At 72.0% G+C, this 25,445-nt stretch carries 18 protein-coding genes; 7 read left to right on the top strand and 11 right to left on the bottom strand.

What is annotated here, in order from left to right; all coding sequences use genetic code 11:
• Window positions 1-121 precede the first annotated feature (121 nt).
• On the top strand, window positions 122-1,171 hold the full coding sequence (locus ACZ7BZ_RS19700) for a family 2 encapsulin nanocompartment cargo protein polyprenyl transferase (RefSeq protein WP_470359367.1): 1,050 nt from the start codon (window positions 122-124) through the stop codon (window positions 1,169-1,171).
• 155 nt (window positions 1,172-1,326) lie between these two features.
• On the opposite strand, the gene ACZ7BZ_RS19695 is transcribed toward ACZ7BZ_RS19700, so the two are convergent.
• Window positions 1,327-2,367 (bottom strand): NAD-dependent epimerase/dehydratase family protein, encoded by a 1,041-nt coding sequence (locus ACZ7BZ_RS19695; RefSeq protein WP_470359366.1) that lies wholly within the window; start codon window positions 2,365-2,367, stop codon window positions 1,327-1,329.
• A 294-nt stretch (window positions 2,368-2,661) separates the two neighbouring features.
• Here ACZ7BZ_RS19695 and ACZ7BZ_RS19690 point away from each other — a divergent pair, with 294 nt between their 5' ends.
• The gene (locus ACZ7BZ_RS19690; protein WP_470359365.1) at window positions 2,662-3,999 is read left to right on the top strand and encodes a DUF1254 domain-containing protein; all 1,338 of its coding nucleotides are present in this window, start codon (window positions 2,662-2,664) and stop codon (window positions 3,997-3,999) included.
• A 100-nt stretch (window positions 4,000-4,099) separates the two neighbouring features.
• A complete protein-coding gene (locus ACZ7BZ_RS19685) occupies window positions 4,100-5,467 on the top strand; it encodes a DUF1254 domain-containing protein (protein WP_470359364.1) in 1,368 nt (455 codons plus the stop codon).
• Here the strand turns inward: ACZ7BZ_RS19685 and ACZ7BZ_RS19680 are convergent.
• A complete protein-coding gene (locus ACZ7BZ_RS19680; protein ID WP_470359363.1) occupies window positions 5,464-7,293 on the bottom strand; it encodes a BACON domain-containing protein in 1,830 nt (609 codons plus the stop codon). The two genes, ACZ7BZ_RS19685 and ACZ7BZ_RS19680, sit on opposite strands and share 4 nt — an antisense overlap.
• Window positions 7,294-7,455: 162 nt before the next feature.
• Between ACZ7BZ_RS19680 and radA the strand changes: the two genes are divergently transcribed.
• Window positions 7,456-8,979 carry a DNA repair protein RadA gene (gene radA, locus ACZ7BZ_RS19675; protein WP_380456183.1) on the top strand — a complete coding sequence of 508 codons (1,524 nt, stop codon included), beginning with the start codon at window positions 7,456-7,458 and terminating at the stop codon, window positions 8,977-8,979.
• 202 nt (window positions 8,980-9,181) lie between these two features.
• A complete protein-coding gene (disA, locus tag ACZ7BZ_RS19670; RefSeq protein WP_188306273.1) occupies window positions 9,182-10,240 on the top strand; it encodes a DNA integrity scanning diadenylate cyclase DisA in 1,059 nt (352 codons plus the stop codon).
• 175 nt (window positions 10,241-10,415) lie between these two features.
• Here the strand turns inward: disA and ACZ7BZ_RS19665 are convergent, their stop codons facing one another.
• Window positions 10,416-11,285, bottom strand: a complete 870-nt coding sequence (locus ACZ7BZ_RS19665) for a hypothetical protein (protein ID WP_470359362.1) — start codon at window positions 11,283-11,285, stop codon at window positions 10,416-10,418.
• A 201-nt stretch (window positions 11,286-11,486) separates the two neighbouring features.
• On the opposite strand from ACZ7BZ_RS19665, the gene ACZ7BZ_RS19660 reads away from it, so the two are divergent.
• A complete protein-coding gene (locus ACZ7BZ_RS19660) occupies window positions 11,487-12,404 on the top strand; it encodes an HhH-GPD family protein (protein ID WP_470359361.1) in 918 nt (305 codons plus the stop codon).
• 105 nt (window positions 12,405-12,509) lie between these two features.
• On the opposite strand, the gene ACZ7BZ_RS19655 is transcribed toward ACZ7BZ_RS19660, so the two are convergent.
• Complete coding sequence (locus ACZ7BZ_RS19655; RefSeq protein ID WP_470359360.1) at window positions 12,510-14,105, bottom strand: MDR family MFS transporter; 1,596 nt, start codon at window positions 14,103-14,105, stop codon at window positions 12,510-12,512.
• A 225-nt stretch (window positions 14,106-14,330) separates the two neighbouring features.
• Between ACZ7BZ_RS19655 and ACZ7BZ_RS19650 the strand changes: the two genes are divergently transcribed.
• A complete protein-coding gene (locus ACZ7BZ_RS19650) occupies window positions 14,331-14,963 on the top strand; it encodes a TetR/AcrR family transcriptional regulator (RefSeq protein WP_470359359.1) in 633 nt (210 codons plus the stop codon).
• Window positions 14,964-15,005: 42 nt separating this feature from the next.
• Here ACZ7BZ_RS19650 and ACZ7BZ_RS19645 read toward each other — a convergent pair whose 3' ends face one another.
• The 7 genes from ACZ7BZ_RS19645 to lysX form a co-directional block, all read right to left on the bottom strand.
• Entirely contained in the window at window positions 15,006-15,929 is a 924-nt protein-coding gene (locus ACZ7BZ_RS19645; protein ID WP_470359358.1) for a M23 family metallopeptidase, read from the bottom strand.
• A gap of 401 nt (window positions 15,930-16,330) precedes the next feature.
• The gene (locus tag ACZ7BZ_RS19640; protein ID WP_470359357.1) at window positions 16,331-18,682 is read right to left on the bottom strand and encodes an immune inhibitor A domain-containing protein; all 2,352 of its coding nucleotides are present in this window, start codon (window positions 18,680-18,682) and stop codon (window positions 16,331-16,333) included.
• A gap of 288 nt (window positions 18,683-18,970) precedes the next feature.
• Window positions 18,971-21,490 carry an ATP-dependent Clp protease ATP-binding subunit gene (locus ACZ7BZ_RS19635; RefSeq protein WP_380456196.1) on the bottom strand — a complete coding sequence of 840 codons (2,520 nt, stop codon included), beginning with the start codon at window positions 21,488-21,490 and terminating at the stop codon, window positions 18,971-18,973.
• A gap of 667 nt (window positions 21,491-22,157) precedes the next feature.
• Window positions 22,158-22,508: a histone-like nucleoid-structuring protein Lsr2 gene (locus ACZ7BZ_RS19630; RefSeq protein ID WP_380456198.1), complete on the bottom strand. Its 351-nt coding sequence runs from the start codon at window positions 22,506-22,508 to the stop codon at window positions 22,158-22,160.
• Between the two features lie 91 nt (window positions 22,509-22,599).
• Complete coding sequence (locus ACZ7BZ_RS19625; RefSeq protein ID WP_380456200.1) at window positions 22,600-23,136, bottom strand: amino-acid N-acetyltransferase; 537 nt, start codon at window positions 23,134-23,136, stop codon at window positions 22,600-22,602.
• A gap of 9 nt (window positions 23,137-23,145) precedes the next feature.
• Window positions 23,146-23,598, bottom strand: coding sequence for a BlaI/MecI/CopY family transcriptional regulator (locus ACZ7BZ_RS19620; RefSeq protein ID WP_380456202.1), 453 nt, complete (start codon window positions 23,596-23,598; stop codon window positions 23,146-23,148).
• Between the two features lie 249 nt (window positions 23,599-23,847).
• Complete coding sequence (gene lysX, locus ACZ7BZ_RS19615; RefSeq protein WP_465739468.1) at window positions 23,848-25,404, bottom strand: bifunctional lysylphosphatidylglycerol synthetase/lysine--tRNA ligase LysX; 1,557 nt, start codon at window positions 25,402-25,404, stop codon at window positions 23,848-23,850.
• Window positions 25,405-25,445 lie beyond the last annotated feature (41 nt).

The raw sequence follows: 25,445 nt of genomic DNA, 5'->3' as shown, positions 1-25,445 counted from the left end.
CCGGCCGGGCGGCGCGCCGCGGTGCGTACGGCCACCGGCCCGCCGCCCCGGCACCATCCGGCCGCCCGACGGGTCGGCCGTCCCACGCGCCCCAGGACACGCCCTACAGGGGGAGGAACCCATGACGAGCTCCACACTGGAGCGGGACCACAAAGAGGGCCACGAGGCGGCGGACATCCTCGCCCGCGCCCGCGGACTGGTCGACCCGGTGCTGCGGGCCGCCGTCGACTCGCTGCCCGGCACGATGCGCAAGGTGGCCGGCTACCACTTCGGCTGGTGGGAGGCGGACGGCACGCCCTCCGAATCCTCCTCCGGCAAGGCGATCCGCCCCGCCCTGGTCCTCGCCGCCACCCAGGCCCTCGGCGGCGCCCCCGGTACGGCCGTCGCCGCGGCCGCTGCGGTGGAGCTGGTCCACAACTTCACCCTGCTCCACGACGACGTCATCGACCGGGACGACACCCGGCGCCACCGGCCCACCGCCTGGCGGGTGTTCGGCACCACCGAGGCCATCCTGGCCGGCGACGCGATGCACTCCCTCGCGCTGCGCCTGGTCGCCGAGGACTCCCACCCGGCCGCCCGGGGCTCGATCCGCCGGCTCGCCGACTGCGTGGTCGAGCTCTGCGAGGGCCAGCAGATCGACTGCGCCTTCGAACAGCGCAACGACGTCTCGCTCACCGAGTGCCTGGCGATGGCCGAGGCCAAGACCGGTGCGCTGCTCGGAGCCGCCTGCGCGATGGGTGCGCTGTACGGCGGGGGCTCGGAGGAGGCGGCGCGGGCGATGGACGGCTTCGGCCGCGAGATCGGCCTGGCCTTCCAGCTGATCGACGACCTGATCGGCATCTGGGGGGATTCGGCGGTCACCGGCAAGCCGGTCGGCGCGGATCTGGTGGCCCGGAAGAAGTCGCTGCCGGTGGTCAAGGCACTCGGCTCGGGGACCCCCGAGGGCGCCCGGCTCGCCGACCTCTATTCGCTCGAACGGGCCCTCACCCCCGGTGAGTTGGACCAGTGCGCGGCCGCGGTCGAGGCGGCGGGCGGGCGTGGCTGGGCGCAGGGCGAGTCCTGCGAGCGGATGGCCGCGGCGATGGCGCAGCTGGCGGTGGCCGTCCCGGAGCCGTCCGCGGCGGACGAACTGCTGGCGCTGGCCGAGCTGGTGACCCGCCGCACTCACTGAGGGCGTCGCAGCGGAGCGGGAAGTCGGCCCGGTCGACTTCCCGCTCCGCTGCGTCTCCCGCTGCGTCTCCCGCTGCGTCTCCCGCTGCGTCTCCCGCCGCTTCACCTGAGGCGCTTCACCTGAGGCGCTTCACCCGGGGCGCTACCCCGGGCACCTCACCCGTGCGCGGCCAACAGCCTTTGCTCCTTGGCCGGGTCGATGCCCTGCTTGAACGGCGCCCCCGGTACCAGCTTCCGCCCCTCGGTGTCGGTGTCCTCGGCCGGCCCCCGGGCGCGCAGCCATTCCCAGGTGTCCCGCGCGGTCTCCGCGAACGGCCGGCAGCGCAGCCCGGCCGCCTCGGCGCGGCCGCTGTCGACCTGCCAGATGTACTTCCACTCCGGCAGGTCCGGTGCCCAGAAGGGGAGTTCGAGCCAGGGCTCGACCTGGTCCGGCCCCTCGGCCAGCAGCGCGGCGTCGTCGACCCGGACCAGCTCGGTGCCGGCCGCGCCCGCGAGCTCCCGGCAGGTCTCCAGCCACTGCCCGAAAGTGAGCCGCCCGGGTGGCGCCGTGGTGATGAAGCGCCCCGCCGTCCCGGCCGTCAGTCGGTCGAGCCCGAAGGCGGCGAAGTCCCGGACGTCGATCACCTGGATGGCCCGCTCCGGATCGCCGGGCGCGAGCACCCGGCCGCCGCGGGCCATCCGCTCCAGCCACCAGGGCAGCCGACCGCCCAGCTCGTACGGTCCGATCAGCAGTCCGCTGCTGAGCACGAGGGTGCGGTTGGCGCCGAAGCCCGCCAGCACCGCGCGCTCGGCGCCCGCCTTCAGCTCGCGGCCGAAGGGCTGGTCGGGCGGGGTGTCGGCGGGGCACGGGAGGAGCGGGGAGTCCTCGGTGATCACCTGGGTGGCCCAGTCGGCGTAGGCGTGCACCGAGGAGACGAACGTGTAGTGGTCGGCCCGTTCGCGCAGCAGTCGCGCGGAGAGCGCGGCCTGGGCGGGCTGGCGGGCGGAGGTGTCGACGACGGCGTCCCAGTGACGGCCCTCGACCAGCCGGGCGAGGTCCTCGGCGCTGTCGCGGTCGCCCCGGACGGTCTCGACCCCGGGCAGGTCGGGGGCGCTGCGGCCGCGGTTGAAGGTGGTGACCTGGTGGCCGCGGGCGAGCGCTTCGGTGGCGTAGGCCCGTCCGAGAAAGGACGAGCCCCCGAGCAGAAGGATCTTCATGCCGGTCAGCCTGTCCGTGCCGTTCCACCCGTACGCCCGGATTCGCGCTGAGCAGAGCGCGAACCGAGCGCCCGCCCGACAGGCGCCCCGGCCGAAGGACTGAGCCGAGCGCCCCGGCCGAACGCCTGAGCCGAGCGCCCCGGCCGAACGCCTGAGCCGAGCGCCCCAGCCGAGCGCGAGCCGAGCCGCAGCCACCCCCGGTGGGAGCGCCCGCCCGACATGCCACCCCCACCCACCCCCCTTAGCATCCCAGATGTACCGATCTGCCCTGATCCGGCCTGGGAGAGCGACAGCATGGTCAACCCGGCACTCGTCGATCCGGCCACCCTCCGCGCGACCGCGGCCGAGGCCTGGATCCGCGCCCATCCCGTCCTACGGAACTACCGCACCCTCTACGCCCAGGCCCTGGACGACGCGGACCCCGGCTACGTCGGCGGCTTCGGCGTCTTCCACCACACTTCGCGGCCGGCCACCCCCGCCGACACCGACGCCGTCACCCCCGACAACGACACCCTCCCTTCCCGCGCCTGGCTCGACCTGCGTGCCGGGCCGTGGGTGCTCTCGGTCCCCTCCGACGCCGACTACCGCGTCCTCGCGGTGCACGAACTCGACACCCTGCTGGCGGGGTTGATCGGCTCCCGGACCACCGGCCAGGAGGCCGGGGACTTCCTGGTGGCCGGCCCGGACTGGGTGGGCGAGACCCCGCCCGGCGTCGCGGGCGTGATCCGTACCGCCACCCGGCTGGTCGGCGTCCTCGCCCACACCCGGCTCACCGGGAACAGTCCCGCCGAGCTTGCCGAGCTGAAGGCCGTCCAGGAGCAGTACCGGCTGTGCCCGCTGCACGAGTACACCGGCACCCCGGCCCCCGACCCCGCCCCCGAACCGGTTTGGCCGGTCTGGCGCGACGAGGTCCTGGACGGCGTCGAGTTCCTCACCTTCCTCGACTTCCTGCTCGGCTTCTTCCCGCTGACCGGCGAACTCCCGCCCGCCGAGACCGAGTTGCGCGGCCGCCTGGCCGACCTCGGCATCGACGGCCGGGGCGAGTTCGAACCCGCCACCCTCCCGCTGGAGGCCCGCGCCGAACTCGACCGCGGAATCGCCGACGGCCGCGCCCGGCTGACCCGCGCCGTCGCCGAACTCCGCGACTCCACAGGTCTGTTCGGCACCCGCGCACAGCTCGGCGGGGACTTCCTCCGACAGGCCGTCGCCGCCGAACTCGGCCCGTACGGACTGCCCACCGAGGAGGTCTGGTACGGCCGTTGGGCGGCCGACAGCGAGGGCCACCGACCGCCGAACGCCGCCGACCGCGACCACCTGATCCGCTTCGCGCCGGACGCCCTGCCGCCGGCCCGCTTCTTCTGGTCCGCGACGGCGTACGCGCTCCCCGGCCACCGGCTGGTCGACAACGCCCTGGACCGCTACTCGATCGGTGGCCACACCCCCGGCCTGATCCGCGACCGGGACGGCGGCCTCACCCTCTACGTCCAGCACAAGCGCCCCGCCGACGCCGAGCACTCCGCCAACTGGCTGCCCGCCCCGGACGGCCCGTTCGCGGTCGTGCTCCGGATCCGCGGCCCGGAGGCCTCCGTCCTGGACGGCCGATGGCAGCCCCCGCCGCTCACCCCGCGCTGACCCGCCGCCCGGCACCTGGAACTCGTCAACGGCCCCGCCGCCGATACCGCCGCCGATACCGCCGCCGATACCGCCCGCCGACTCCGACGAAGGACCCCCGATGAACCTGCCCGAGCTGGAGGCCCTGGCCGCCGACGCCTACGTCTACGGCTATCCGCTCGTCGCCGGCCTCACCATGGTCGAGCGCTTCGCCAACGGCGGCCTGGGCACCCTCCCGGCGGCGCCGTTCAACCACTTCAGCCACGCCACCCGGCTGGCCGGCCCGGCCGACCGCTTCGTCTCGGTCAACAACGACACCATCTACTCGATCGCCCAGCTGGACCTCTCCGAAGGCCCGCAGGTGCTGCACGTCCCGGACACCGCCGGCGCCTACTACGTGCTGCAGTTCATCGGCGCCTGGACGGACAACGTCGCCTACCTGGGCAGCCGGGCCTCCGGCACCGAGGCCCAGACCTGGCTGGTCGTCCCGCCCGACTGGCACGGCAGCGCGCCGGACCGCGACCGGGTGATCGAACTGCCCACCACCGTCGGCACCATCGTCGGCCGCTTCGCCTGCAACGGCCCGGACGACCTGCCCCGGGTCCGGGCGCTGCAGGCCGGGCTCGTCCTGGAGCCGCTGGAGCCGGGCGGCCTGGTCGCCGGACTGCCCGAGCCCGACCCGGACGTCCCCGAGCGGTTGGCCTTCTTCGAACGCCTCCGGGTGTGGATGCAGGCCTTCCCGCCGGCCACCCCCGACATCGAGTACCAGCGCCGCTTCGCCCCGCTCGGCCTGCTGGACGACGGCGCCTCGCCGTACCGCGCGGCCGCCGCGGAGTGGACCCTGGCGCTCGCCAAGGGTCTGGCGGCCGGGCGCGAACGGGTCGAGGACGCCACCCGGCCGCCCGAGGAGCACCCGCTCGGCGAGTGGCGCTCCGCGCTCCACCTCTTCGACTACAACCTCGACCACCTGGGCCCCGGCACCCTGGACGACCCGGAGTGGCGCATCCCCGACCGCCGCGCCGCCTACCTCAGCCGCGCCGCCGCCGCCCGGGCCGGCCTCTGGGGCAACCACGCCTACGAGACCTCGTACGCGATGACCTACGACGACTCCGACGGCCGCCCGCTCACCGGCGCCAACAGCTACACCCTCCGCTTCGAGCAGCCCCCGCCGGCCGAGGCCTTCTGGTCCGTCACGATGTACTCGGTGCCGGACTACTACCTGGTGGAGAACCCGATCGACCGCTACTCGATCGGCGACCGCACCCCCGGCCTGGTGTACGGCGCCGACGGCTCGCTGACCGTGACCCTCCAGCACGAGCCGCCGGAGGACCCGACGGCCGCCGCCAACTGGCTCCCCGCCCCGCTCGGCGAGTTCCGCCCGATCATCCGGCTCTACCGGCCGAAGCCCGTCGTCCTCGACGGCAGCTACCAGGTCCCCCCGATCCACCGCTGCCCTCCTGCGGAGACCCCGCCCCCGGACGCTCCCTAACGCCCCGTCGCCGTACCCGTCGGGTGCGGGGAGGCGCTGCCGGTCGTCGGCGCCGACGGGCTCGGCCCACCGGTCGGCGATCCGGAGGGCGACGGCGACCCCGTCCGGCTCGGCGTTGCCGTGGGCGTGCCAGTGCCCGTGGCCGACGGCCCGCCGCCCGGTGTCGGTGAGGAGGTCGGCGCCGGCGTCGAGGAGGACGCCGACGCGGACGCCGACGCGGGCACCGAGGGCCCCTCCGAGGAGGAGGGGCCGCCCCGGTTCTCCGGCCCGCCCTCCAGGGTGACCACCGCCTGGGAGGGCGGCAGCGCGATCCGGGCCGTCCAGTGGGTGGTGGGCGCGAGGTCCTCGTCCACCGTGACGATCACGGTGATCCGCTGCCCGGGGGCGAGCGTCCCCGAGTCGCGGCTGAGCCGGAGCCAGCCGGCGTCCGTCACGGCATGCCAACGGATCTCCGTGGTACCGGAGTTGGTGAGGGTGAGCACCGTCCGGCTGCCGTACTCCCCGGCCTCGACGGTGAGCAGCCCGGCCGGGGCCGGGGCGCCCGCGCCCGGCGCTGAGGCCTGTTCGGCCGCGGGGGCCGGGGCGGCGACCAGCGTGGGGCTGCCGAGCGGGGTCGCGCCCCGGGCGGGCACCGGGACCAGCGGCCCCTGGAAGGTGAGCCGCGGAAATCCGGGAAGCAACGTTTCTGCACCGTTTGCTCCGCCACCGCCGGCCGCACCGCCCCCGCCCGCACCCGCCAGCTCCAGCCCCGGCATCCCCGCGCCCACCGCCGCCCCCGCGGCGACCCCCGCCGCCCACGGCGCCGGCCGCTGCCCGGTCTCCCGCCCGGCCTCCTCCACCCGCACCGCCGAGACCGAGGCCGCCGACCCGGCCCCGCCACCGCCCCGGTGCCCGGCCCACAGCGCCACCACGGGCGCCGCCAGTACGGCCGCCAGCACCCCGGTGGTCACCACCCGCCGACGGACCGCCAGCCCCCGGCCTGCGTCCGGAGCCCGGTGCCGGGGGAAGCCGCCGTGGTCGAACCGCAGCCCCGGCTCGGCCGCCGCCCCCCGCTGCCCGACCGCTCCCACCGGGGCGGGCCGCGCCGACCCACCCGCCGGGGGCGGTGCCGCCAGCAACGGCAGCCCCGACAGCCCGGCCGTCCCCTCGGCCGCCTCCCCGGCGGCCACCCGCTCCGCCGTTCCCCGGCAGGTAGGGCAGTCGAGCACGTGCTGCACCAGCTCCCGCCGCAGCGCCGGGCCGAGCACCCAGTCCCGCCAGGACTCCGCCCCGGCCCCGCCCAGCCGGTCCAGCTCGGGGCAGCTGCCCACGCCGAGCACCAGCAGCGCCGCCCTGGTCCGGGCCACCTCGGCCTCGGCGGTGGCGAGCAGCCCGCGGGTGCGTTCGAACGGCAGGCCCAGGACGGCCGCCACCTCCAGCGGGGTCAGCCGGTGCCGGACGGACAGCTCCAGAGCCTCGCGCTGCTCCGGGTCCGTACCGGCCGCCTCGGGCCAGGCGAGCGAGGCCAGCTCACGCCGCCGCCGGGTCGCCTCGGCCTCGGGCACCTGGTCGGGCCGGACGCCCGCCCCCGGCCCGGTCCCGTCCGCCAGCCGCCGCAGGCAGCAGTACCGGGCCAGCGAGAACAGCCAGGCCCGCACCAGTCCGGGCTCCGCCAGCCGTCCGCCGTGCCGCCGGGCCAGCTCGTGGACCTCCCGCAGGGCGTCGGCGGCCGCGTCGTGTTCGCACAGCACCGAGAGGCAGTAGGTGAACAGGCCGTCCACCTGCCGGTCGTACGCCGCGAGCACGGCGTCCGGTGCCCCGACGGGTCCAACAGTTCGCGTTGTCACCCGTCCGACGGTAGGGACACCGGGCGGCCGGTCCCCGCCATTCCCCGCGTATGTACTTCTTTCGGGTAACAACATCGCCCATCTGTGTGGGCGCCCCGCGCGCCCGGGGCCCGGAGCACCGGCGGAGCACGACTGTCACACCCAGCCGCTACCGTGGGCCGCATGCCTCCGCGTTCCAAGACCACCGCCAAGCCGCGCCCGGCCTACCGCTGCACCGAGTGCGGCAACCAGCTGCCCAAGTGGGTCGGCCGCTGCCCGGAGTGCAACGCCTGGGGCACGGTCGAGGAGTACGGCGCGGTGCCGATCCGCACCACCGCGGCCGGCCCGGTCAGCGCGCCGGCCCGCCCGATCGCCCAGGTGGACGGCCAGGTCGCGACGGCCCGCTCGACGGGCGTGCCGGAGCTGGACCGGGTGCTCGGCGGCGGTCTGGTCCCCGGCGCTGTGGTGCTGCTGGCCGGCGAGCCCGGCGTCGGCAAGTCGACCCTGCTGCTGGACGTCGCCGCCAAGGCGGCCACCGACCGGCACCGCACGCTCTACGTCACCGGCGAGGAGTCGGCCGGCCAGGTGCGGCTGCGCGCCGACCGGATCAACGCCCTCTCCGAGCACCTCTACCTCGCCGCCGAGCAGGACCTCGGCGCGGTGCTCGGGCACATCGAGGCGGTCAGCCCCGGCCTGCTGATCCTGGACTCGGTGCAGACCATCGCCTCCGCCGAGCTGGACGGCGCCCCCGGCGGCCCGGCCCAGGTCCGCGAGGTGGCGGGCGCGCTGATCCGGGCCTCCAAGGAGCGCGGCATGGCCACCCTGCTGGTCGGCCACGTCACCAAGGACGGCCAGATCGCCGGCCCGCGCCTGCTGGAGCACCTGGTGGACGTGGTGCTGAGCTTCGAGGGCGACCGGCACGCCCGGCTGCGCCTCATCCGCGGGGTCAAGAACCGCTACGGCGCCACCGACGAGGTGGGCTGCTTCGAGCTGCACGACGAGGGCATCGTCGGCCTGGCCGACCCGTCCGGCCTCTTCCTGACCAGGCGTGACAAGCCCGTGCCCGGCACCTGCCTCACCGTCACCCTGGAGGGCAAGCGCCCGCTGGTGGCCGAGGTGCAGGCGCTGATGGTGGATTCGCAGATCCCCTCCCCGCGGCGCACCACCTCGGGCCTGGAATCGCCCCGGATCGCGATGATCCTGGCCGTGGTCGAGCGGCACGGCGGGGTGAAGCTCGGCAAGCAGGACATCTACACCGCGACGGTCGGCGGGGTGAAGCTGACCGAGCCCTCCGCGGACCTCGCGGTCGCGCTCGCGGTGGCCAGCTCCTCCACCGACACCCCGCTGCCCAGCAACCTGGTGGCGATCGGCGAGGTCGGCCTGGCGGGCGAGGTGCGGCGGGTGACGGGTGTGCAGCGCCGGCTGGCCGAGGCGCACCGGCTGGGCTTCACCCACGCCCTGGTCCCGCCGGACCCGGGCAAGGTGCCGCCGGGCATGAAGGTGGTCGAGGTGGCCGACATCGGCGAGGCGCTGCGGGCGATCCCGGGCCGCCGCCGGGCCGCCGCCAAGCCGCGCGCCGAGGCCCGTACCGAGGTGCGTGGTGAGGCTCCGTCGGCCCCGCCGGCGCCCCGAGCGGCCCGGGTCCCGGCGTACCCGGAGGAGCTGATGGACGGCTGGGAGCCGCTCGACTCCGACGAACTCCGCTGACCCAAGCCCTGCCGAAGCCGCACGCAGTTAGACTTCCCCCAGTCTCATTGGCCAGAAGGCAGTACCGAAGCGGTACTGAGCGACAGAGCAACAGACCGCGGACCGGCGCACGGCACGAGGCGCGCGGCACGGGGTCGACCGGAGGAGTCACGTGGCAGCCAGCGACCGGGGGGCGGACAAGGCCTCCCGTGAGGAGGCCCTGCTGCGGGCCTCCCTCACCGCCATCGCGCCCGGTACCGCGCTTCGTGACGGCCTGGAACGGGTCCTGCGGGCCAACACCGGCGGCCTGATCGTGCTGGGCTTCGACAAGACCGTCGAGTCCCTGTGCACCGGCGGCTTCGTGCTGGACGTCGAGTTCAGCGCGACCCGGCTGCGCGAGCTGTGCAAGCTCGACGGCGCGGTGGTGCTGGACAAGGACATCACCAAGATCGTCCGGGCCGGCGTCCACCTGATGCCGGACTCCACCATCCCCACCGACGAGACCGGCACCCGCCACCGCACCGCCGAGCGGGTCAACCGCCAGACCGGCTACCCGGTGGTCGCGGTCTCGCACTCGATGCGGCTGATCGCCATGTACGTCAACGGCACCCGCCGGGTGCTGGAGGACTCCACCACCGTCCTGTCCCGCGCCAACCAGGCGCTGGCCACCCTGGAGCGCTACAAGCTGCGCCTGGACGAGGTGGCCGGCACCCTCTCCGCCCTGGAGATCGAGGACCTGGTGACGGTCCGGGACGTCACGGCCGTGGCCCAGCGCCTGGAGATGGTCCGGCTGATCGCCACCGAGATCGCCGGCTACGTGCTGGAGCTCGGCATCGACGGCCGGCTGCTCTCGCTCCAGCTGGACGAGCTGATCGCCGGCGTGGAGCCGGAGCGCGAACTGGTCGCCCGGGACTACTTCCCGGAGCGCGCCGCCAAGAAGGGCCGCACGGTCACCGAGGTGCTGGCCGACCTGGAGGCGCTCACCCACGCCGAGCTGCTGGACCTCCAGACGGTCGCCAAGGCGCTCGGCTACTCCGGTTCACCGGAGTCCCTGGACTCCGCCGTCTCCCCGCGCGGCTACCGCCTGCTGGCGAAGATCCCGCGGCTGCCCAACACGGTGATAGAGCGCCTGGTCGAGCACTTCGGCGGCCTGCAGAAGCTGCTCGCCGCCAGCATCGACGATCTGCAGACGGTCGAGGGCGTCGGCGAGACCCGGGCCCGCTCGGTCCGCGAGGGCCTGTCCCGGCTTGCCGAATCGTCCATCCTGGAGCGCTACGTCTGACCTGACGCGCGACGAAGCTCGGACGGCCCCCGGAGAAACGCTTCCCCCGGGGGTCGTCCCGCGTCTCGGGCCGCCGTCCCCACAGCGCCGGAGCCCCGTACCGCCGGCGCCCCCACAATGCCGAAGCCCCCGACCGCGCTGCGGTCCGGGGGCCCGGTGCGAAGGTGACGGCCGCTCAGTTGTCCAGTCGGATCGAGGTCCGGGCCGACACCTTGTCCCCGGAGAGCCCGGTGAGTTCGGCGAGCACCACGTACGTCCCGTTCGCCGGCGGCGCCTGGTCGGCGGTCGCGCACTGCGGCTTGCTGCGGCTGCGGTCCCAGGTGAAGGTCTCGGTCTGGCTGCCGTTCGCCGGGATCTGCACCCAGATGTTGCCCTTGTCGGGCGGGCAGTCACCGGAGGACCAGACCCGGTCGTTGTTGCTGCCGCTGCTGACGGTGATCACCGATGCGGTACGGCCCAGGTCCACCCGGCAGTTGGCGCCGGAGGAGTTCTTGACCGTCAGCGCCAGCTTCGGCTTGTCCTTGGGCTGGTAGGAGTTCTGGCTGCCGGCCAGCTCCAGGGCGACCTGCGAGGAAGAGCAGACCGGAAGCGCCATCACCTCGGGGGTGTTCACCGCCGGGGCGCCACCGCCGGAGCCACCGGTCGAGCTGCCCGTACCACCCGGCGCCGGGTTGCCGCCGGCGCCACCCGAGCCGCCGGCGCCACCCGAGCCACCGGAGCCGCCGGCCCCGCCGGTTCCACCACCGGTTCCGCCGCCGCTGAGTCCGACCTCGCTGCCGCCGCCGCTGGCCACCGGCCCACCGCCGCCGCCACCGGCGGGGTGCGCCGCGGGGCCGCTCGGCGAGGCGCCCGGCGTGATCGCCTGGGCGGGCGTCTGGCTCTGGGACGGTACGGCCTGCGCGGCCTTGCTCGGTGAGCCGTCGTCACCGCCCTGATCCGACATCAGCCAGGCGATCAGCGCGACGACCGCCGCGACGGCGACGAGCACGACGACGCGCCGACGCCAGTAGATCGAGGCGGGCAGCGGTCCCACGGGTTGACGCAAAGAGGGCACGATCAAACTCTATGGGACTGTGTGTGGCGATTGACTCACCAACACCGCACAGTCGCCCCTTCTTTCACATGATCCGCCATTTGATCCGTTCGAGGGAGTCCCCGAACCCGGAGAACCGGGCGGAAACCGGCCGATCCGGACCCTCTGCCTCCACTTCGGCCGGGTCCACGGCCGTGGGAGGATCGAAGGGCCATGACTGCCATCACCGCCGCCGAAGCCGCCACCGCGCCGCCACTGCCCCTGCCGCTGCTGCACTCGACCGTCATCGACTGGTACGAGGCCAGCAAGCGCGACCTGCCCTGGCGGACCCCCGACGCGTCCCCCTGGGCCGTCATGGTGAGCGAGTTCATGCTCCAGCAGACCCCGGTGAAGCGGGTGCTGCCCGCCTGGCAGGCCTGGATGACCCGCTGGCCCACCCCCGCCGACCTCGCCGCCGACGCGCCCGGCGAGGCGGTCCGGATGTGGGGCCGGCTGGGCTACCCGCGCCGCGCGCTGCGGCTGCACGCGGCCGCCGTGGCGATCACCGAGCAGCACGGCGGCGAGGTCCCGGACGACCACGCCACGCTGCTCTCGCTGCCCGGGGTGGGGGAGTACACCGCCGCCGCGGTCGCCTCCTTCGCCTTCCGCCAGCGGCACGTGGTGCTGGACACCAACGTCCGCCGGGTGTTCGCCCGCGCGGTGACCGGCGTCGAGTACCCGGCCACCGCCACCACCGCCGCCGAGCGCCGCACCGCGACCGCCCTGCTGCCCGACGACGCCCCGACGGCCGCCACCTGGGCGGTCGGCGTGATGGAGCTGGGCGCGCTGGTCTGCACCGCCCGCGGCCCGGAGTGCGGGGACTGCCCGCTGTTCACCGTCTGCGCCTGGCAGCGGGCCGGCCGCCCGCCGTACGAGGGCCCGGCCCGGCGCGGCCAGTCCTACGAGGGGACGGACCGCCAGGTGCGCGGCAAGCTGCTCGCGGTGCTGCGCGAGGCACACGGCACGGTGCCCCAGGCCCGGCTGGACGCGGTCTGGCCGGACGCGGTGCAGCGCGCCCGGGCCCTGGACGGCCTGGTCGCCGACGGTCTGGTCGAACCGGTCGAGCAGGGCGTCTACCGCCTGCCCCAGTAGGACTCCGGTGAGACCCCGGCAGGACCCGGCTCGAACGACGGCGCCCCCGGAAGGAACTCCTTCCGGGGGCGCCGTCGCGCAGCCGTGCGTCGGCGGGGGCGGCCGTCAGATGGCCGCCGCCTCCAGCGAGGCCTCGGCCGGCTCCTCGCCCTTGGCGGTGCCGCGCAGCGGCACCTCGCGCAGGAACACCGCGGCGGCGATGGCGATCACGGCCACCCCGGCGCCCCACAGGAAGACGGTGTGCATGCCGTTGGACACCGCGTGGTGGTAGGCGTCCTGGACGACCTCGGGCAGCTTGCGCAGCTCGGCCGGGCTCATCTGGCCCGGGTCCTTCGCCCCGCCGCCGGCCGAGGCCTGCTCACCCAGCCGCGAGGTCATGGTGTCCTTCACCCGGTTGTTGAACAGGGCGCCGAACAGCGCGACACCGAAGGAACCGCCGATGGTGCGGAACAGGGTGGCGGTGGAGCTGGCCACGCCCATGTCCTTGAGCTCGACGCTGTTCTGGGCGACCAACATGGTGATCTGCATCAGGAAGCCCATGCCCGCACCGAGCACGACCATCCAGCAGGCCGAGGTGAAGCGGCTGGTCTCGGTGCCCATGGTGGAGAGCAGGACCAGGCCGCCGGCCATCACGACGGTGCCGATGATCGGGAAGATCCGGTACTTGCCGGTCTTGGTGACGGCCTGGCCGACCACCAGCGAGACCACCAGCATGCCGAACATCATCGGCATCAGCAGCAGGCCGGAGTTGGTCGCCGAGGCGCCCTGGACTATCTGCTGGTAGAGCGGCAGGAAGACGGTCGAACCGAACATCACGAAGCCGACCACGAAGCCGATGACCGAGACCAAGGTGAAGTTCAGGTTGCGGAACAGGCTCAGCGGCAGCATCGGCTCCTGGGCCCGCTGCTCCACGTAGCAGAAGGCGATCAGCGAGGCGACGGCGAGCGCGGCCAGGCCGAGGATCTCCTTGGAGCCCCAGGCGTACTGCTGGCCGCCCCAGGTGGTGATCAGCACGAGCGAGGTGATGCCGGTGGTGAGCAGGACCGCGCCCGGGTAGTCGATCCGGGCGCTGCTGCGGACCTTCGGCAGCTTCAGGGTCACGATGACCACGGCGAGCGCGACGATGCCGAGCGGCAGGTTGATGTAGAAGGTCCAGTGCCAGCTCAGGTGGTCGGTGATGAAGCCGCCGACCAGCGGTCCGCCGATGGTGGCGAGGGCCATCACGGCGGCGAACATGCCCTGGTACTTGCCGCGGTCACGCGGCGCGACGAGCGCGCCCATGATCGACATGACGCCGACCATCAGACCGCCGGCGCCCAGGCCCTGCACGGCACGGAAGCCGATCAGCTCGTTCATGTTCTGGGACAGGCCGGACAGCGCCGAGCCCACCAGGAAGATCACGATCGAGGTCAGGAAGGTGCCCTTGCGGCCGTACATGTCGCCGAGCTTGCCCCAGATCGGGGTGGAGGCGGCGGTGGCCAGGGTGTACGCGGTGACGACCCAGGACAGGTGCTCGGCACCGCCGAGGTCGCCGACGATGGTCGGCATCGCGGTGCCGACGATCAGGTTGTCGAGCATGGCCAGCAGCATCGTGACGACCAAGCCGACCATCACGAGGCGGATCTCGCGGGGTGACCGCGGCTGCTCCTCCTCGGCCGTCTTGTCCTCCGGTACCGGGCCGGCGGTCTTGGACTGTGACATGGGGTGGGGTCTCCCGGAGGGGTGTTTCGGACGGGCGGCGGGCCTTGCGACGGGTCACTTACTTGACGCCCGGCTAGTTTATCGATCGTCGGCACGGTAGGTTGTTTCCTAGCCGGTCGTCAAGCCAGTTTTAAGACCGGACGCCTGGGCAGGGAGAATGAGCCCGGGGCGGACACCACCCCGGAGTCCGCAGCAGTAGTCACCGACGCAGTCATGAGGCAGGCCATGGGCACTCCGCACAGCCCCCGCAGCGACACCCGGGCTCGCATCATCGAGGTGTCGTTGGAGCTCTTCTCGGAGCAGGGCTACGAGCAGACCTCGCTGCGCGAGATCGCCGACCGCCTGGGCGTCACCAAGGCCGCGCTGTACTACCACTTCAAGACCAAGGACGACATCGTCCTGGGCATCGTCGAGCGGATGGCCGCGCCGATCGACGAGATCATCGCGTGGGGCCGGGAGCAGACCTGGAGCCCGGAGATGCGTGACGAGCTGATCCGGCGCTACGCGGACGGGATGACCGAGCGGGCCCCGCTACTGCGCTTCTTCCACGAGAACCAGCCCGCGCTGCGCGACTCCCCGGCCGGGCTGGCCTTCCGGGACCGCGTGATCACCATGGTGCAGCTGGTGCACGGGCCGGAGGCGGGGTTCCAGGACCGCCTGCGGGCCACGATGGCGCTGTTCACCGCCCACTCGGCTTTCTTCCTGCTCAAGCACGACAGCGCGGACTTCGGCCACGCCGAGAACGTGTGGGGCGAGAAGCTGCCGTCCGCCGACCTGGACGAGGCGCTCGAAGCGGCCCGGGAGGTCGCGCTGGAGATCAGCGACCGGATCGGCCACCACACCCGCGCCACCGGCTGAGCCGCCCGACCCGGCTTGGAGCCGGACCCGACGAGGCGGACTCTAGAACGCCGTGACGCCGTGCTCGGAGAGGTAGGCGATCGGGTTCACCACCGCGCCGTAGCGGTTGCTGGTGCGGATCTCGAAGTGCAGGTGCGGCCCGGTGGAGTTGCCGGTGTTCCCGGACAGCCCGACCCGCTCGCCGGCCGCCACGTGGTCGCCCGGCGAGACCGAGAGTGCGGACAGGTGCGCGTACTGGGCGAAGTGCCCGTCGGCGAGCCGCAGGACGACCTCCTTGCCGTACGCGCCGTCCCAGGCCGCCGACACCACGGTCGCGTCGCCGACCGCCAGCACCGGCGTGCCCGGGGCCACCGCGAAGTCCACCCCGGTGTGGTACCCGGCGGCATACCCGGAGTCGGCGACCCCGTACGGATTGCTGGTCGGCGCGTCCGGCGCCGGCGCGGACCAGTCCGGCGCGGCCGCGGGGGCCGGTGCGGCCTCCGGCCGCGCGGGGGGAGCGTCGGCGGGAGCGGGCTCGGCGACCGGAGGTTCGAGCGGCTGCAGGTTGGGCGCCACCGCCACGAAAGCCTGCGCCGAGGCGGCGTCGTCCGGCAGCTTGTACGGGCTCGGCCCGGCCACCTGCACCAGGCCCGGGCTGGGCACCTCCGCCCGCGGCGCGGTGAAGGCCGAGCTGCCCGGGGTGGTCGGCCGTACGGTCTGCGCCGCGGCGCTGCCGGGTACGGCCGCCAGCAGCACGCCCGCCAGCAGTGCCACGGCCGCTCCGGCCGAGACCAGTGCCTGGTCGTGCTCGGTGCGCTGCCGGCTGCCCGGCAGGGTGGTGTGCCGGGGCGTGGCGAGCAGCCGCAGCGGCGGGACGGCGTGGCTGCGGACGGCCTGGCCGATCCGCGGCTGCCAGACGGCCGCCTGGGCCGTCGCACGGACGGCGAGCCGGCGCAGGGCCGGTCCCACGGGCGGAACGTTGGACATCGCCGGTCGCACCTCACGGTCGTACGGGGGCAGCAGCGTGAAGCGCCCGACGGGGCGCTGCGCTGAGCGGGGGACCACTCAGCTTTAACCGTCACCGAGCGGAGCCTCAAAAACGGTGACGTACTACCCCGTGTAGTCGGCAGCGGCACCCGGATTCAGCTCGATGGCGTAATGATCATGAGATCGCACCGCCTGCGACCGGCCCGGTCCGCGCGGGTGGCCCGCCCCGCCCGACTACTAGGCCCGGTCGTACCACCCCGGAGCGCTGTGACGAGTGCCACCCGGTGGCGGGGTTTGAACCGCCGCCGGAAAAGCGTCCGGCCCGCCCCCGCGCGATGGCGGGGACGGGCCGGACGGGGAGACTTCAGTGCCGCGCGATCACGGCCTGACCGTCAGGACGATCAGTTGTCGACCGGGCGGACCCGGATCCAGGTCTCCAGGTAGTTCGCGGACTCGTTCTCGACCTCGATGCTGGTGCCGGTCTTCGGCACGTCGACACCGCTGTACGGGTTGTCCTTCGACCACCACGACTTCAGGTCGGAGAACTCGTCGACGCCCTTGGACTTCGGGATGACCGTCTCGACGTCGGCCTTGTGCAGGGTCAGCGCCGGGACGCGGCGCGAACCGAAGGTCGAGTCGAAGCCCTGCATGCGCGGGCGCATCAGGGTGCCGTCCGTCCACTTCAGCGGAGCCGGGTGCGAGTCGACCGGCAGCACCAGGCCGTGGCCCGGGTGGGCGCTGACGTTGTTGTCGGTCTGCGACTCGTCCCAGTACCAGATCAGCAGACCGGGCTGGTACGAGTAGTGCTCGACCCAACCGGGCTTGGCGGCCGAACCGAAGTTGTACGGGCCGGTCTTCAGCGTCTGGTCGAACGACACGTACTGCTTGTTCTCCGCGATGTAGTACTGCGCGTAGTCCTTGGTGTACGAGCCGCCGAAGCGGGTGAAGCCGGCGGCGGTCCAGCCGTTGTCGCCGTTCTCCACGTCGTCGCTGAACACGGTGGCGCCGTCGGCGGTCACCGCGATGTTGTCCACCGCGAGGCCGCGGTAGTGCAGGCCGCCGTCGGTGGTGTTGTGGTAGCGGAACTGGATCTTCTTACCGGCGTAGGCGTCCAGGTTGAACGACAGGTCACCCCAGGCCGCGGCCTGGCCGCTGAGGGCCGGGCGGCCGTTCTCCTTGGGGAGCGCGGCGCCGTTCCAGGTGCCGTCCACGACGGTCCAGGTCTTGCCGCCGTCGGTGGAGACCTCGCCGAAGGCGTAGTCGAAGTCCTGCTCCAGCTCGTACCAGGCCTTGGCGTTGATGCTGGCCTTGGCCTTGCCGGTCAGGTCGATCTCGCGGGTCAGCGTGACGTTCAGGTTGTCGGCGCTGCCGCTCCACCACTCGCTGTTGCCCCCGAAGGGCTTGTTGATGTCGGTGGTGATGCTCTTCTTCGGCAGGTCGACGAGGAGCGCCTGCGGCAGGCTGGTGTTGTACTCCACCGGGCCGATGTGGTGGGTCGACTCGGTGCCGGCCTTGGCGCGGTCGACCTTCAGCCAGCCGAGCTGGTACTTGCTCCAGGCGTCGAGGTCGTTCGGCATGTCGCCGATGCTGTCCTTGCCCTCGCCGAGCCAGGAGCCGGAGGACATCAGCGACCAGAAGCCGACCGAGTTGTCGATGCCCTTGCCGGCGGTGTCGTAGAGGTCCGGCAGACCGAGGTCGTGGCCGTACTCGTGGGCGAAGACGCCGAGGCCGCCGTTCTCCGGCTGCATCGTGTAGTCGCCGATCCAGAGGCCGGAGTTGCCGACCTGGACGCCGCCGAGCTTGTTGCCGTCGGGGCCGGCCTGGCCCGTCAGGTTGCCGTAGACGTACGAGCGGTGGGCCCACAGGGCCTTGCTGCCCTGCTTGCCGCCGCCGGCCGACTTGTCCTCACCGGCGTGCACGATCTGGAAGTGGTCGATGTACCCGTCGGGCTGGTTGAAGTTCCCGTCGTGGTGCGAGCCGTAGCGGTCCCACTGGTCGTACTGGGCCAGCGTCGCCTTGATCTGGGCGTCGGTCTGACCCTTCGCCTGCTGGTCCTTGTACCAGATGTCGACGGCGTCGCGGATCAGGTCCTGGGCGCTCGCGCAGACGTTGGAGCCGCAGTAGTCGGAGCCGTACCGGGCCTCGTTCCACGGCACCCGGACCCAGTCCGAGACCACGCCGTCGACCGAGTAGCGGCCCGAGGACTGCTTCTCGTAGAAGGTCTTCAGCGAGGGCTTGTCCTTGGAGAAGTACAGGTCCTGGTAGTGCTGCTGGTTGTAGTCGGCCTGCCAGGCGGTCGAGTTGTTCGTGGCGCGGTCCGGCGCCTCGATCTCGTTGTGCTTGGGGCCGGCCTCGCCGCCGTACTTGACCTTGCCGTCGGCGGTCTTGGTGGTGTTGTCGACCTGGTCACCGAAGTCGACCAGGATCGTGAAGATCTTGTCCGTGCGCTCACGGGCGAGCTCGACGTACTTGTCCTTGCCGAGCTTCACGCTGGTGCTGCCGTTGTGCTGCTCGACCTGGGCGGTGCCGTTGAGCAGCTGCTCGGTGGCGGCCTTCTTCTCGGCGTCGACCTTGGCGGTCAGCGGGCCCGGGATGTTGTGCTCGGTGTTGACGGACTGGACGGCGTCGGCGGGGTCCCTCGGAACCGGTGCCGAGCCGGCCGCGACGGCGCTGCTCGGGAACAGACCCGCGCCGAGCGTGACTATGACCGCCGCCGCGGTGGTGACCGCTGCGGCTCTCCTGGTGGTCTTCAACGTTGTGACGCCCTCCCCGACCGAGCCGACTCTTGGCCAAGGCCCGGTAAACCAATATGAAAGACAGGTGGACGTCATTTGACCGAAGTGGGGCGGGAAAAGATAGACCTTGACCCTGACATGGCCACGGCGCTATGCTGACCGATTTTCCGTCAGCTGACGCCCGGTCAGGCGGGATCCGGTCAGGAGAGCCCTGGTCAGGGGAGCGGACCGGCGCCGGAACGCACCGAGCCCCCGGCGCGAACGCCGGGGGCTCGGTGGCTGTGAAGTTGTCTGTTAAATGTTGGCTTACTTCGTCAGGTCCGGACCGGACGAGGCGACCGCGGCCGGGGTGTCCGCGACGGCCGACTTCTCCTCGCCGCGGAAGGTGAACTTGGCTTCCTTGCCCTCGCCCTCCACGTCGACGACCACGATGTGGCCGGCCCGCAGCTCGCCGAAGAGGATCTTCTCGGAGAGGTGGTCCTCGATCTCGCGCTGGATGGTGCGGCGCAGCGGACGGGCACCCAGGATCGGGTCGTAGCCGCGCTTGGCCAGCAGCTTCTTGGCCTCGACGCTGAGCTCCAGGCCCATGTCCTTGTCCTTGAGCCGCTCGTCCACCTTGTCGATCATCAGGTCGACGATCTGGATGATGTCTTCCTCGGACAGCTGGTGGAACACCACGATGTCGTCGACGCGGTTCAGGAACTCGGGGCGGAAGTGCTGCTTGAGCTCCTCGCCGACCTTCGCCTTCATCCGCTCGTACCCGGTCTGGGTGTCACCCGTGGCCGCGAAGCCCAGGTTGAAGCCCTTGGAGATGTCCCGGGTGCCGAGGTTGGTCGTCATGATGATGACGGTGTTCTTGAAGTCGACCACGCGGCCCTGGGAGTCGGTCAGGCGACCGTCCTCCAGGATCTGCAGCAGCGAGTTGAAGATGTCCGGGTGGGCCTTCTCGACCTCGTCGAAGAGGACGACCGAGAACGGCTTGCGGCGGACCTTCTCGGTCAGCTGGCCGCCCTCCTCGTAGCCCACGTAGCCGGGCGGGGAGCCGAACAGCCGGGAGACGGTGTGCTTCTCGGAGAACTCGGACATGTCGAGCGCGATCAGCGCGTCCTCGTCGCCGAAGAGGAACTCGGCGAGCGTCTTGGACAGTTCGGTCTTACCGACGCCGGACGGGCCGGCGAAGATGAACGAACCGCCGGGGCGCTTCGGGTCCTTGAGGCCCGCACGGGTGCGCCGGATGGCCTGGGAGAGCGCCTTGATGGCGTCCTTCTGGCCGATGACGCGCTTGTGCAGCTCGTCCTCCATGCGCAGCAGTCGGGAGGTCTCCTCCTCGGTCAGCTTGAAGACCGGGATACCGGTGGCGGTGGCCAGGACCTCGGCGATGAGCTCCTCGTTGACCTCCGCGACGACATCCATGTCGCCGGCCTTCCACTCCTTCTCGCGCTTGGCCTTGGCCTGCAGGAGCTGCTTCTCGTCGTCGCGCAGGGACGCGGCCTTCTCGAAGTCCTGCGCGTCGATCGCGCTCTCCTTCTCGCGGCGCACGTCGGCGATCTTCTCGTCGAACTCGCGCAGGTCCGGCGGCGCGGTCATCCGGCGGATGCGCATTCGCGACCCGGCCTCGTCGATCAGGTCGATCGCCTTGTCCGGCAGGAAGCGGTCCGAGATGTACCGGTCGGCCAGGGTGGCGGCGGCGACCAGGGCGGCGTCCGTGATGGAGACCCGGTGGTGGGCCTCGTAGCGGTCGCGCAGACCCTTGAGGATCTCGATGGTGTGCGGCAGCGAGGGCTCGGCGACCTGGATCGGCTGGAAGCGGCGCTCCAGCGCGGCGTCCTTCTCCAGGTGCTTGCGGTACTCGTCCAGGGTGGTGGCACCGATGGTCTGCAGCTCGCCGCGGGCCAGCATCGGCTTGAGGATGCTGGCGGCGTCGATGGCGCCCTCGGCGGCGCCCGCGCCGACCAGGGTGTGCAGCTCGTCGATGAACAGGATGATGTCGCCGCGGGTGCGGATCTCCTTGAGCACCTTCTTCAGGCGCTCCTCGAAGTCACCGCGGTAGCGCGAGCCGGCCACCAGGGCGCCCAGGTCCAGCGTGTAGAGCTGCTTGTCCTTGAGCGTCTCCGGGACCTCGCCCTTGACGATCGCCTGCGCCAGGCCCTCGACCACGGCGGTCTTGCCGACGCCGGGCTCACCGATCAGGACCGGATTGTTCTTGGTGCGGCGGGACAGCACCTGCATGACCCGCTCGATCTCCTTCTCGCGCCCGATGACCGGGTCGAGCTTGGCCTCGCGGGCGGCCTGGGTGAGGTTGCGCCCGAACTGGTCCAGGACCAGCGAGGTCGACGGAGTGCCCTCGGCGGGCCCGCCAGCCGTGGCCGACTCCTTGCCGCCGCTGGCCTGGTAGCCGGAGAGCAGCTGGATGACCTGCTGGCGCACCCGGTTGAGGTCGGCACCCAGCTTCACCAGGACCTGGGCGGCGACGCCCTCGCCCTCGCGGATCAGGCCGAGCAGGATGTGCTCGGTGCCGATGTAGTTGTGGCCGAGCTGCAGGGCCTCCCGGAGCGACAGCTCCAGGACCTTCTTCGCCCGGGGGGTGAAGGGAATGTGACCGGACGGGGCCTGCTGGCCCTGGCCGATGATCTCCTCGACCTGCTGGCGCACCGCCTCAAGGGAAATCCCGAGGCTCTCCAGGGCCTTGGCGGCGACGCCCTCGCCCTCGTGGATCAGACCCAGGAGGATGTGCTCGGTGCCGATGTAGTTGTGGTTGAGCATCCGGGCTTCTTCCTGAGCCAGGACGACAACCCGCCGCGCGCGGTCGGTGAACCTCTCGAACATCGTTTATCGCTCCTCAGAGCGGTCGGGCAGTTCGGGGTCCGTCCCCGCCCTGTCCTTCCGCATGCTAGTCCCGCTCAGCGGCGCGGCCCACGGATTCACTCCCCCGGTAGAGGAGCGAGATGCTGCGCGACCAGCCGACACCAATCCCAACCTGATGCTGGGAATCGGTGTTCCCACAGGTGGGCCGGATGCACCGGAATCCGCTACGCCATCGGCGAACAAGAGCCGCCGGGGCGGAGCCGGATCCACTCCGGCCGGTCGTACATGCTGCCCCTGGACAGGTCGAAGAACCCGTCCACCTGCATTCATACCCGGTATCGGGGCGGTTCTCGCGCAGTTTCCGCGGTGGCGGTGTTCGCCTGGCGAGAAGTCGGGCCGCGGTGGCGCTGGTTCGACGGCGGCCGGGGCCGGTTGTACGCCGTCCCGGGGTGTCCGCGTTACCGCTTCGCCCCTACAGCGTTGCACAGCTCGTGATTGTTCCGCCGCCCGAGCCCGCCGCCCCGGCCGCCGGTGCCGACGCGGCTGCCGGCACCGGTGGCGCCCCGGTCGTCCGGGCGCGCGCCGCGGGGCGCGGAGGGGACCCCTCCGCGCCCCGCGCGTGTGTCGTCAGTGCCGTACGCGGTCGCCGGGGCCCCGCATCCGCTCCGGCGGGCCGGTGGCGCCGGGGTCAGGCCGCGTTGGCCTTGTCGTAGGCCTCGCGGACGGTGCTCGGCACCCGGCCGCGGTCGTTGACCTCCATGCCCTGCTCCTTGGCCCACGCGCGGATCTTCGCGGTGTCGGGAGCGCTGCCGGACGGGCGGGCCGCGGTGCCGCGGCCCGGACGCCGGGTGCCGGCGAGCCGGCCGCTCTGCTTGCGGCCCTTCTCCAGGTAGGGCGCCAGCAGACCGCGCAGCTTGTCCGCGTTGGCGCTCTTCAGGTCGATCTCGTAGGCAACGCCGTCGAGCGCGAACGTCACCGTCTCGTCCGCCGAACCGCCATCGAGATCGTCTTCAAGAATGACCTGCACCCTCTGTGCCACGGGCTTCCCTTTCCGCTAAACGACCCATTGCCTAAGGAAAGGAAAGCGCCTTTCTCCGGAAAACACAAACCCTTGACCGGCTCGGAGCCGCTCAGAGGTGCAGCAGCATGCGTGAGTTGCCCAGTGTGTTGGGCTTCACTCGCTCCAGGTCAAGGAACTCGGCGACACCTTCATCGTACGAGCGGAGAAGTTCTTCATAGACATCCGTAGCGATCGCCGCCGGGTCTGTCGTACCATCATCGGTTTCCTGGAGCTCTCCGATCTCGACGAAACCGTGTTTCGCGAAGAACGGAACCTCGAACGTCAAGCAGAAAATCCGACGGACGCCCAGCCAGCGAGCCGTCTGCACCAGCTTCTCCAACAGCAGGTGCCCGATCCCGAAGCCCCGGCAGGACGGATCGACCGCGAGCGTACGGACCTCGGCGAGGTCCTCCCACATCACGTGCAGGGCGCCGCAGGCCACCACCACGCCGTTGTCGTCGCGTTCCGCGACCCAGAACTCCTGGACGGATTCGAACAGTGTGACTGTGGGCTTGTCGAGCAGAATGCCGTCGCGCGAGTAGGCGTCGATGAGCCCGCGTACGGTCCGTACGTCCGTGGTCCGCGCGCGGCGGATGGTGACCTCCATGGCGGGACGTTATCGCGTCGCGCCCGGCGCGGTCCCGCCGGTATCAGCTCCGCCGGTATCCGGGCCGTCCGCGGGGGATTCCGCGGCCGGCGGATCGGACGGGAACAGAGCCGCCACCCGCAACGCGTCCCGCAGTGCCTCGCGTTGCTCCGGCGACATCAGGCCGAAGAAGTGGACCAGCGCCGCCGCGGGATTGTCGCTGGTGGCCCAGGCGTCGTTCATCAGGGCCGCCGTGTACGCCTCGCGCGAGGAGACCGGTTCATATCGATAGGCCCGGCCGGCCCGCTCGCGGCGCAACCAGCCCTTTCTGTGCAGCTTGTCCAGGACGGTCATCACCGTGGTGTACGCGATTTCGCGTTCCGACTGCAGATCCAGGAGAACCTCGCGAACCGTCACCGGTCGGTTCCACCGCCACACCCGGGTCATGATGGCGTTCTCAAGTTCGCCGAGTTGCCGGACCATAGTCCGGCCAGGATAGGGAGTGAATGGGGCAAATCTTGTGAAGTGCGCCAAACCGGCGCGCCGCCACCCCCGGGAATCGGGAATGACGGCGCGCGGTGGTTCGGGCGGCTGACGGCGTCAGTCGATCAGTCCAGGTCTTCCTTGGCCTTCTGGGCCCCGCCCTGGCTGCGGACGATGGCCCGCACCAGGAATCCGAAGCCGATCGCCATGACGAGCGGCGGCACGATCGCGCTGACGTAGTCCATCAGGTCAGTCCTCCTCGGTCTTCTCCGCCGTCGCGGCGGAAGCCTTCGGTTCCGGCTTCACCAGCGGGAAGAGCACGGTCTCCCGGATGTTCTTGCCGGTCAGCAGCATGATCAGGCGGTCCACGCCGAGGCCGAGGCCACCGGTGGGGGGCATCGCGTACTCCAGGGCACGCAGGAAGTCCTCGTCCAGCTGCATCGCCTCGACGTCGCCGCCGGCCGCCAGCAGGGACTGCGCGGTGAACCGGGCGCGCTGCTCGACCGGGTCGACCAGCTCGGAGTAGGCGGTGCCGATCTCGGTGCCGAAGATCACCAGGTCCCACTTCTCGGCCACGCCGGCGACCGAGCGGTGCTGGCGGGTCAGCGGGGAGACCTCGGTCGGGTAGTCCTTGATGAAGGTCGGCCGGACGGCGTTCTCCTCCAGCAGCCGCTCGACCATCTCCAGCACGATCTGACCGTGGCCCCAGTCCTTCTCGAACGGGATGCCGTGTTCGGTGGCCAGCGCGCGCAGCTCCTCGACGGTGGTCTCCGGGGTGACCTCGACGCCCAGGTGGGCGGAGATGCCCGGGTAGACGCCGACCTCCTCCCACGGCTCGGCCAGGTCGATCTCGTGCTCCACGCCGTGCGCGTCCACGCCCTTGATCACCGTGGTGCCCAGGGCGTCCCGGGCGGCGTTGACGATCGTCTCGCGGATCAGCTCGGCCTGGGTGTTGTAGTCGCCGTACGCCTCGTACGACTCCAGCGAGGTGAACTCGGGGTTGTGGGTGGCGTCCGCGCCCTCGTTGCGGAAGTTGCGGTTGATCTCGAAGACCTTCTCGGCGCCGCCGACCACCAGCCGCTTGAGGTACAGCTCGGGGGCGATGCGCATGTAGAGGTCGATGTCGTACGCGTTGATGTGCGTCTTGAACGGACGGGCGTTGGCGCCGCCGTGCACCGGCTGCAGCATCGGGGTCTCGACCTCGATGTAGCCGCGGTCCTCGTACGTGCGGCGGATCGAGCGGACGACCTTGCTGCGCAGGTGCAGGATCTCGCGCGCCTCGGGGTTCACGATCAGGTCGAGGTAGCGCTGGCGGACCCGGGCCTCCGGGTCGGTCAGGCCCTTGTGCTTGTCCGGCAGCGGACGCAGGCACTTCGCGGTGAGTTCCCAGCGGTCCACCATCACGGACAGCTCGCCGCGCTTGGAGGTGATCACCTCGCCCTCGACGCCGACCTGGTCGCCGAGGTCGATGTCGGCCTTCCAGGCCGCCAGCCGCTCGGCGCCCAGCTTGTCCAGGGAGAGCATCACCTGGAGGTCGCCGCTGCCGTCGCGCAGGGTGGCGAAGCAGAGCTTGCCGCCGGTGCGGGACAGGATCACCCGGCCGGTGATCCCGGCGCGCTCGCCGGTCGCGGTGTCGGGCTCGAGGTCCGGGTGCTTGGCACGCAGGTCCGCGATGGTGCTGGTACGGGGGAATCCGACCGGGTACGGGTCGACCCCGGCCGCCCGGAGCCGGTCCAGCTTCTCGCGCCGGACGCGCATCTGCTCGGGAAGGTCGTCGGTCGCGGGAACAAGACTCTGATCGCTCACCCCACAAGGGTAGCCAGCCGTACACCGTGCTCCGCGACCGG

This window comes from Kitasatospora sp. NPDC036934, assembly GCF_055608425.1.
Note: the sequence above shows the minus strand (reverse complement) of the source record. Positions and strands in the feature narration are given on the sequence as shown.

What these genes read in the sequence shown, in the direction of transcription:
- ACZ7BZ_RS19655 (WP_470359360.1), bottom strand. Translation starts at nt 14,105, where the DNA reads ATGTCACAGTCCAAGACCGCCGGCCCGGTACCGGAGGACAAGACGGCC.
- ACZ7BZ_RS19685 (WP_470359364.1), top strand. Translation starts at nt 4,100, where the DNA reads ATGAACCTGCCCGAGCTGGAGGCCCTGGCCGCCGACGCCTACGTCTAC.
- ACZ7BZ_RS19650 (WP_470359359.1), top strand. Translation starts at nt 14,331, where the DNA reads ATGGGCACTCCGCACAGCCCCCGCAGCGACACCCGGGCTCGCATCATC.
- ACZ7BZ_RS19620 (WP_380456202.1), bottom strand. Translation starts at nt 23,598, where the DNA reads ATGGTCCGGCAACTCGGCGAACTTGAGAACGCCATCATGACCCGGGTG.
- radA (WP_380456183.1), top strand. Translation starts at nt 7,456, where the DNA reads ATGCCTCCGCGTTCCAAGACCACCGCCAAGCCGCGCCCGGCCTACCGC.
- ACZ7BZ_RS19635 (WP_380456196.1), bottom strand. Translation starts at nt 21,490, where the DNA reads ATGTTCGAGAGGTTCACCGACCGCGCGCGGCGGGTTGTCGTCCTGGCT.
- ACZ7BZ_RS19695 (WP_470359366.1), bottom strand. Translation starts at nt 2,367, where the DNA reads ATGAAGATCCTTCTGCTCGGGGGCTCGTCCTTTCTCGGACGGGCCTAC.
- ACZ7BZ_RS19690 (WP_470359365.1), top strand. Translation starts at nt 2,662, where the DNA reads ATGGTCAACCCGGCACTCGTCGATCCGGCCACCCTCCGCGCGACCGCG.
- ACZ7BZ_RS19625 (WP_380456200.1), bottom strand. Translation starts at nt 23,136, where the DNA reads ATGGAGGTCACCATCCGCCGCGCGCGGACCACGGACGTACGGACCGTA.
- ACZ7BZ_RS19700 (WP_470359367.1), top strand. Translation starts at nt 122, where the DNA reads ATGACGAGCTCCACACTGGAGCGGGACCACAAAGAGGGCCACGAGGCG.
- ACZ7BZ_RS19645 (WP_470359358.1), bottom strand. Translation starts at nt 15,929, where the DNA reads ATGTCCAACGTTCCGCCCGTGGGACCGGCCCTGCGCCGGCTCGCCGTC.
- ACZ7BZ_RS19660 (WP_470359361.1), top strand. Translation starts at nt 11,487, where the DNA reads ATGACTGCCATCACCGCCGCCGAAGCCGCCACCGCGCCGCCACTGCCC.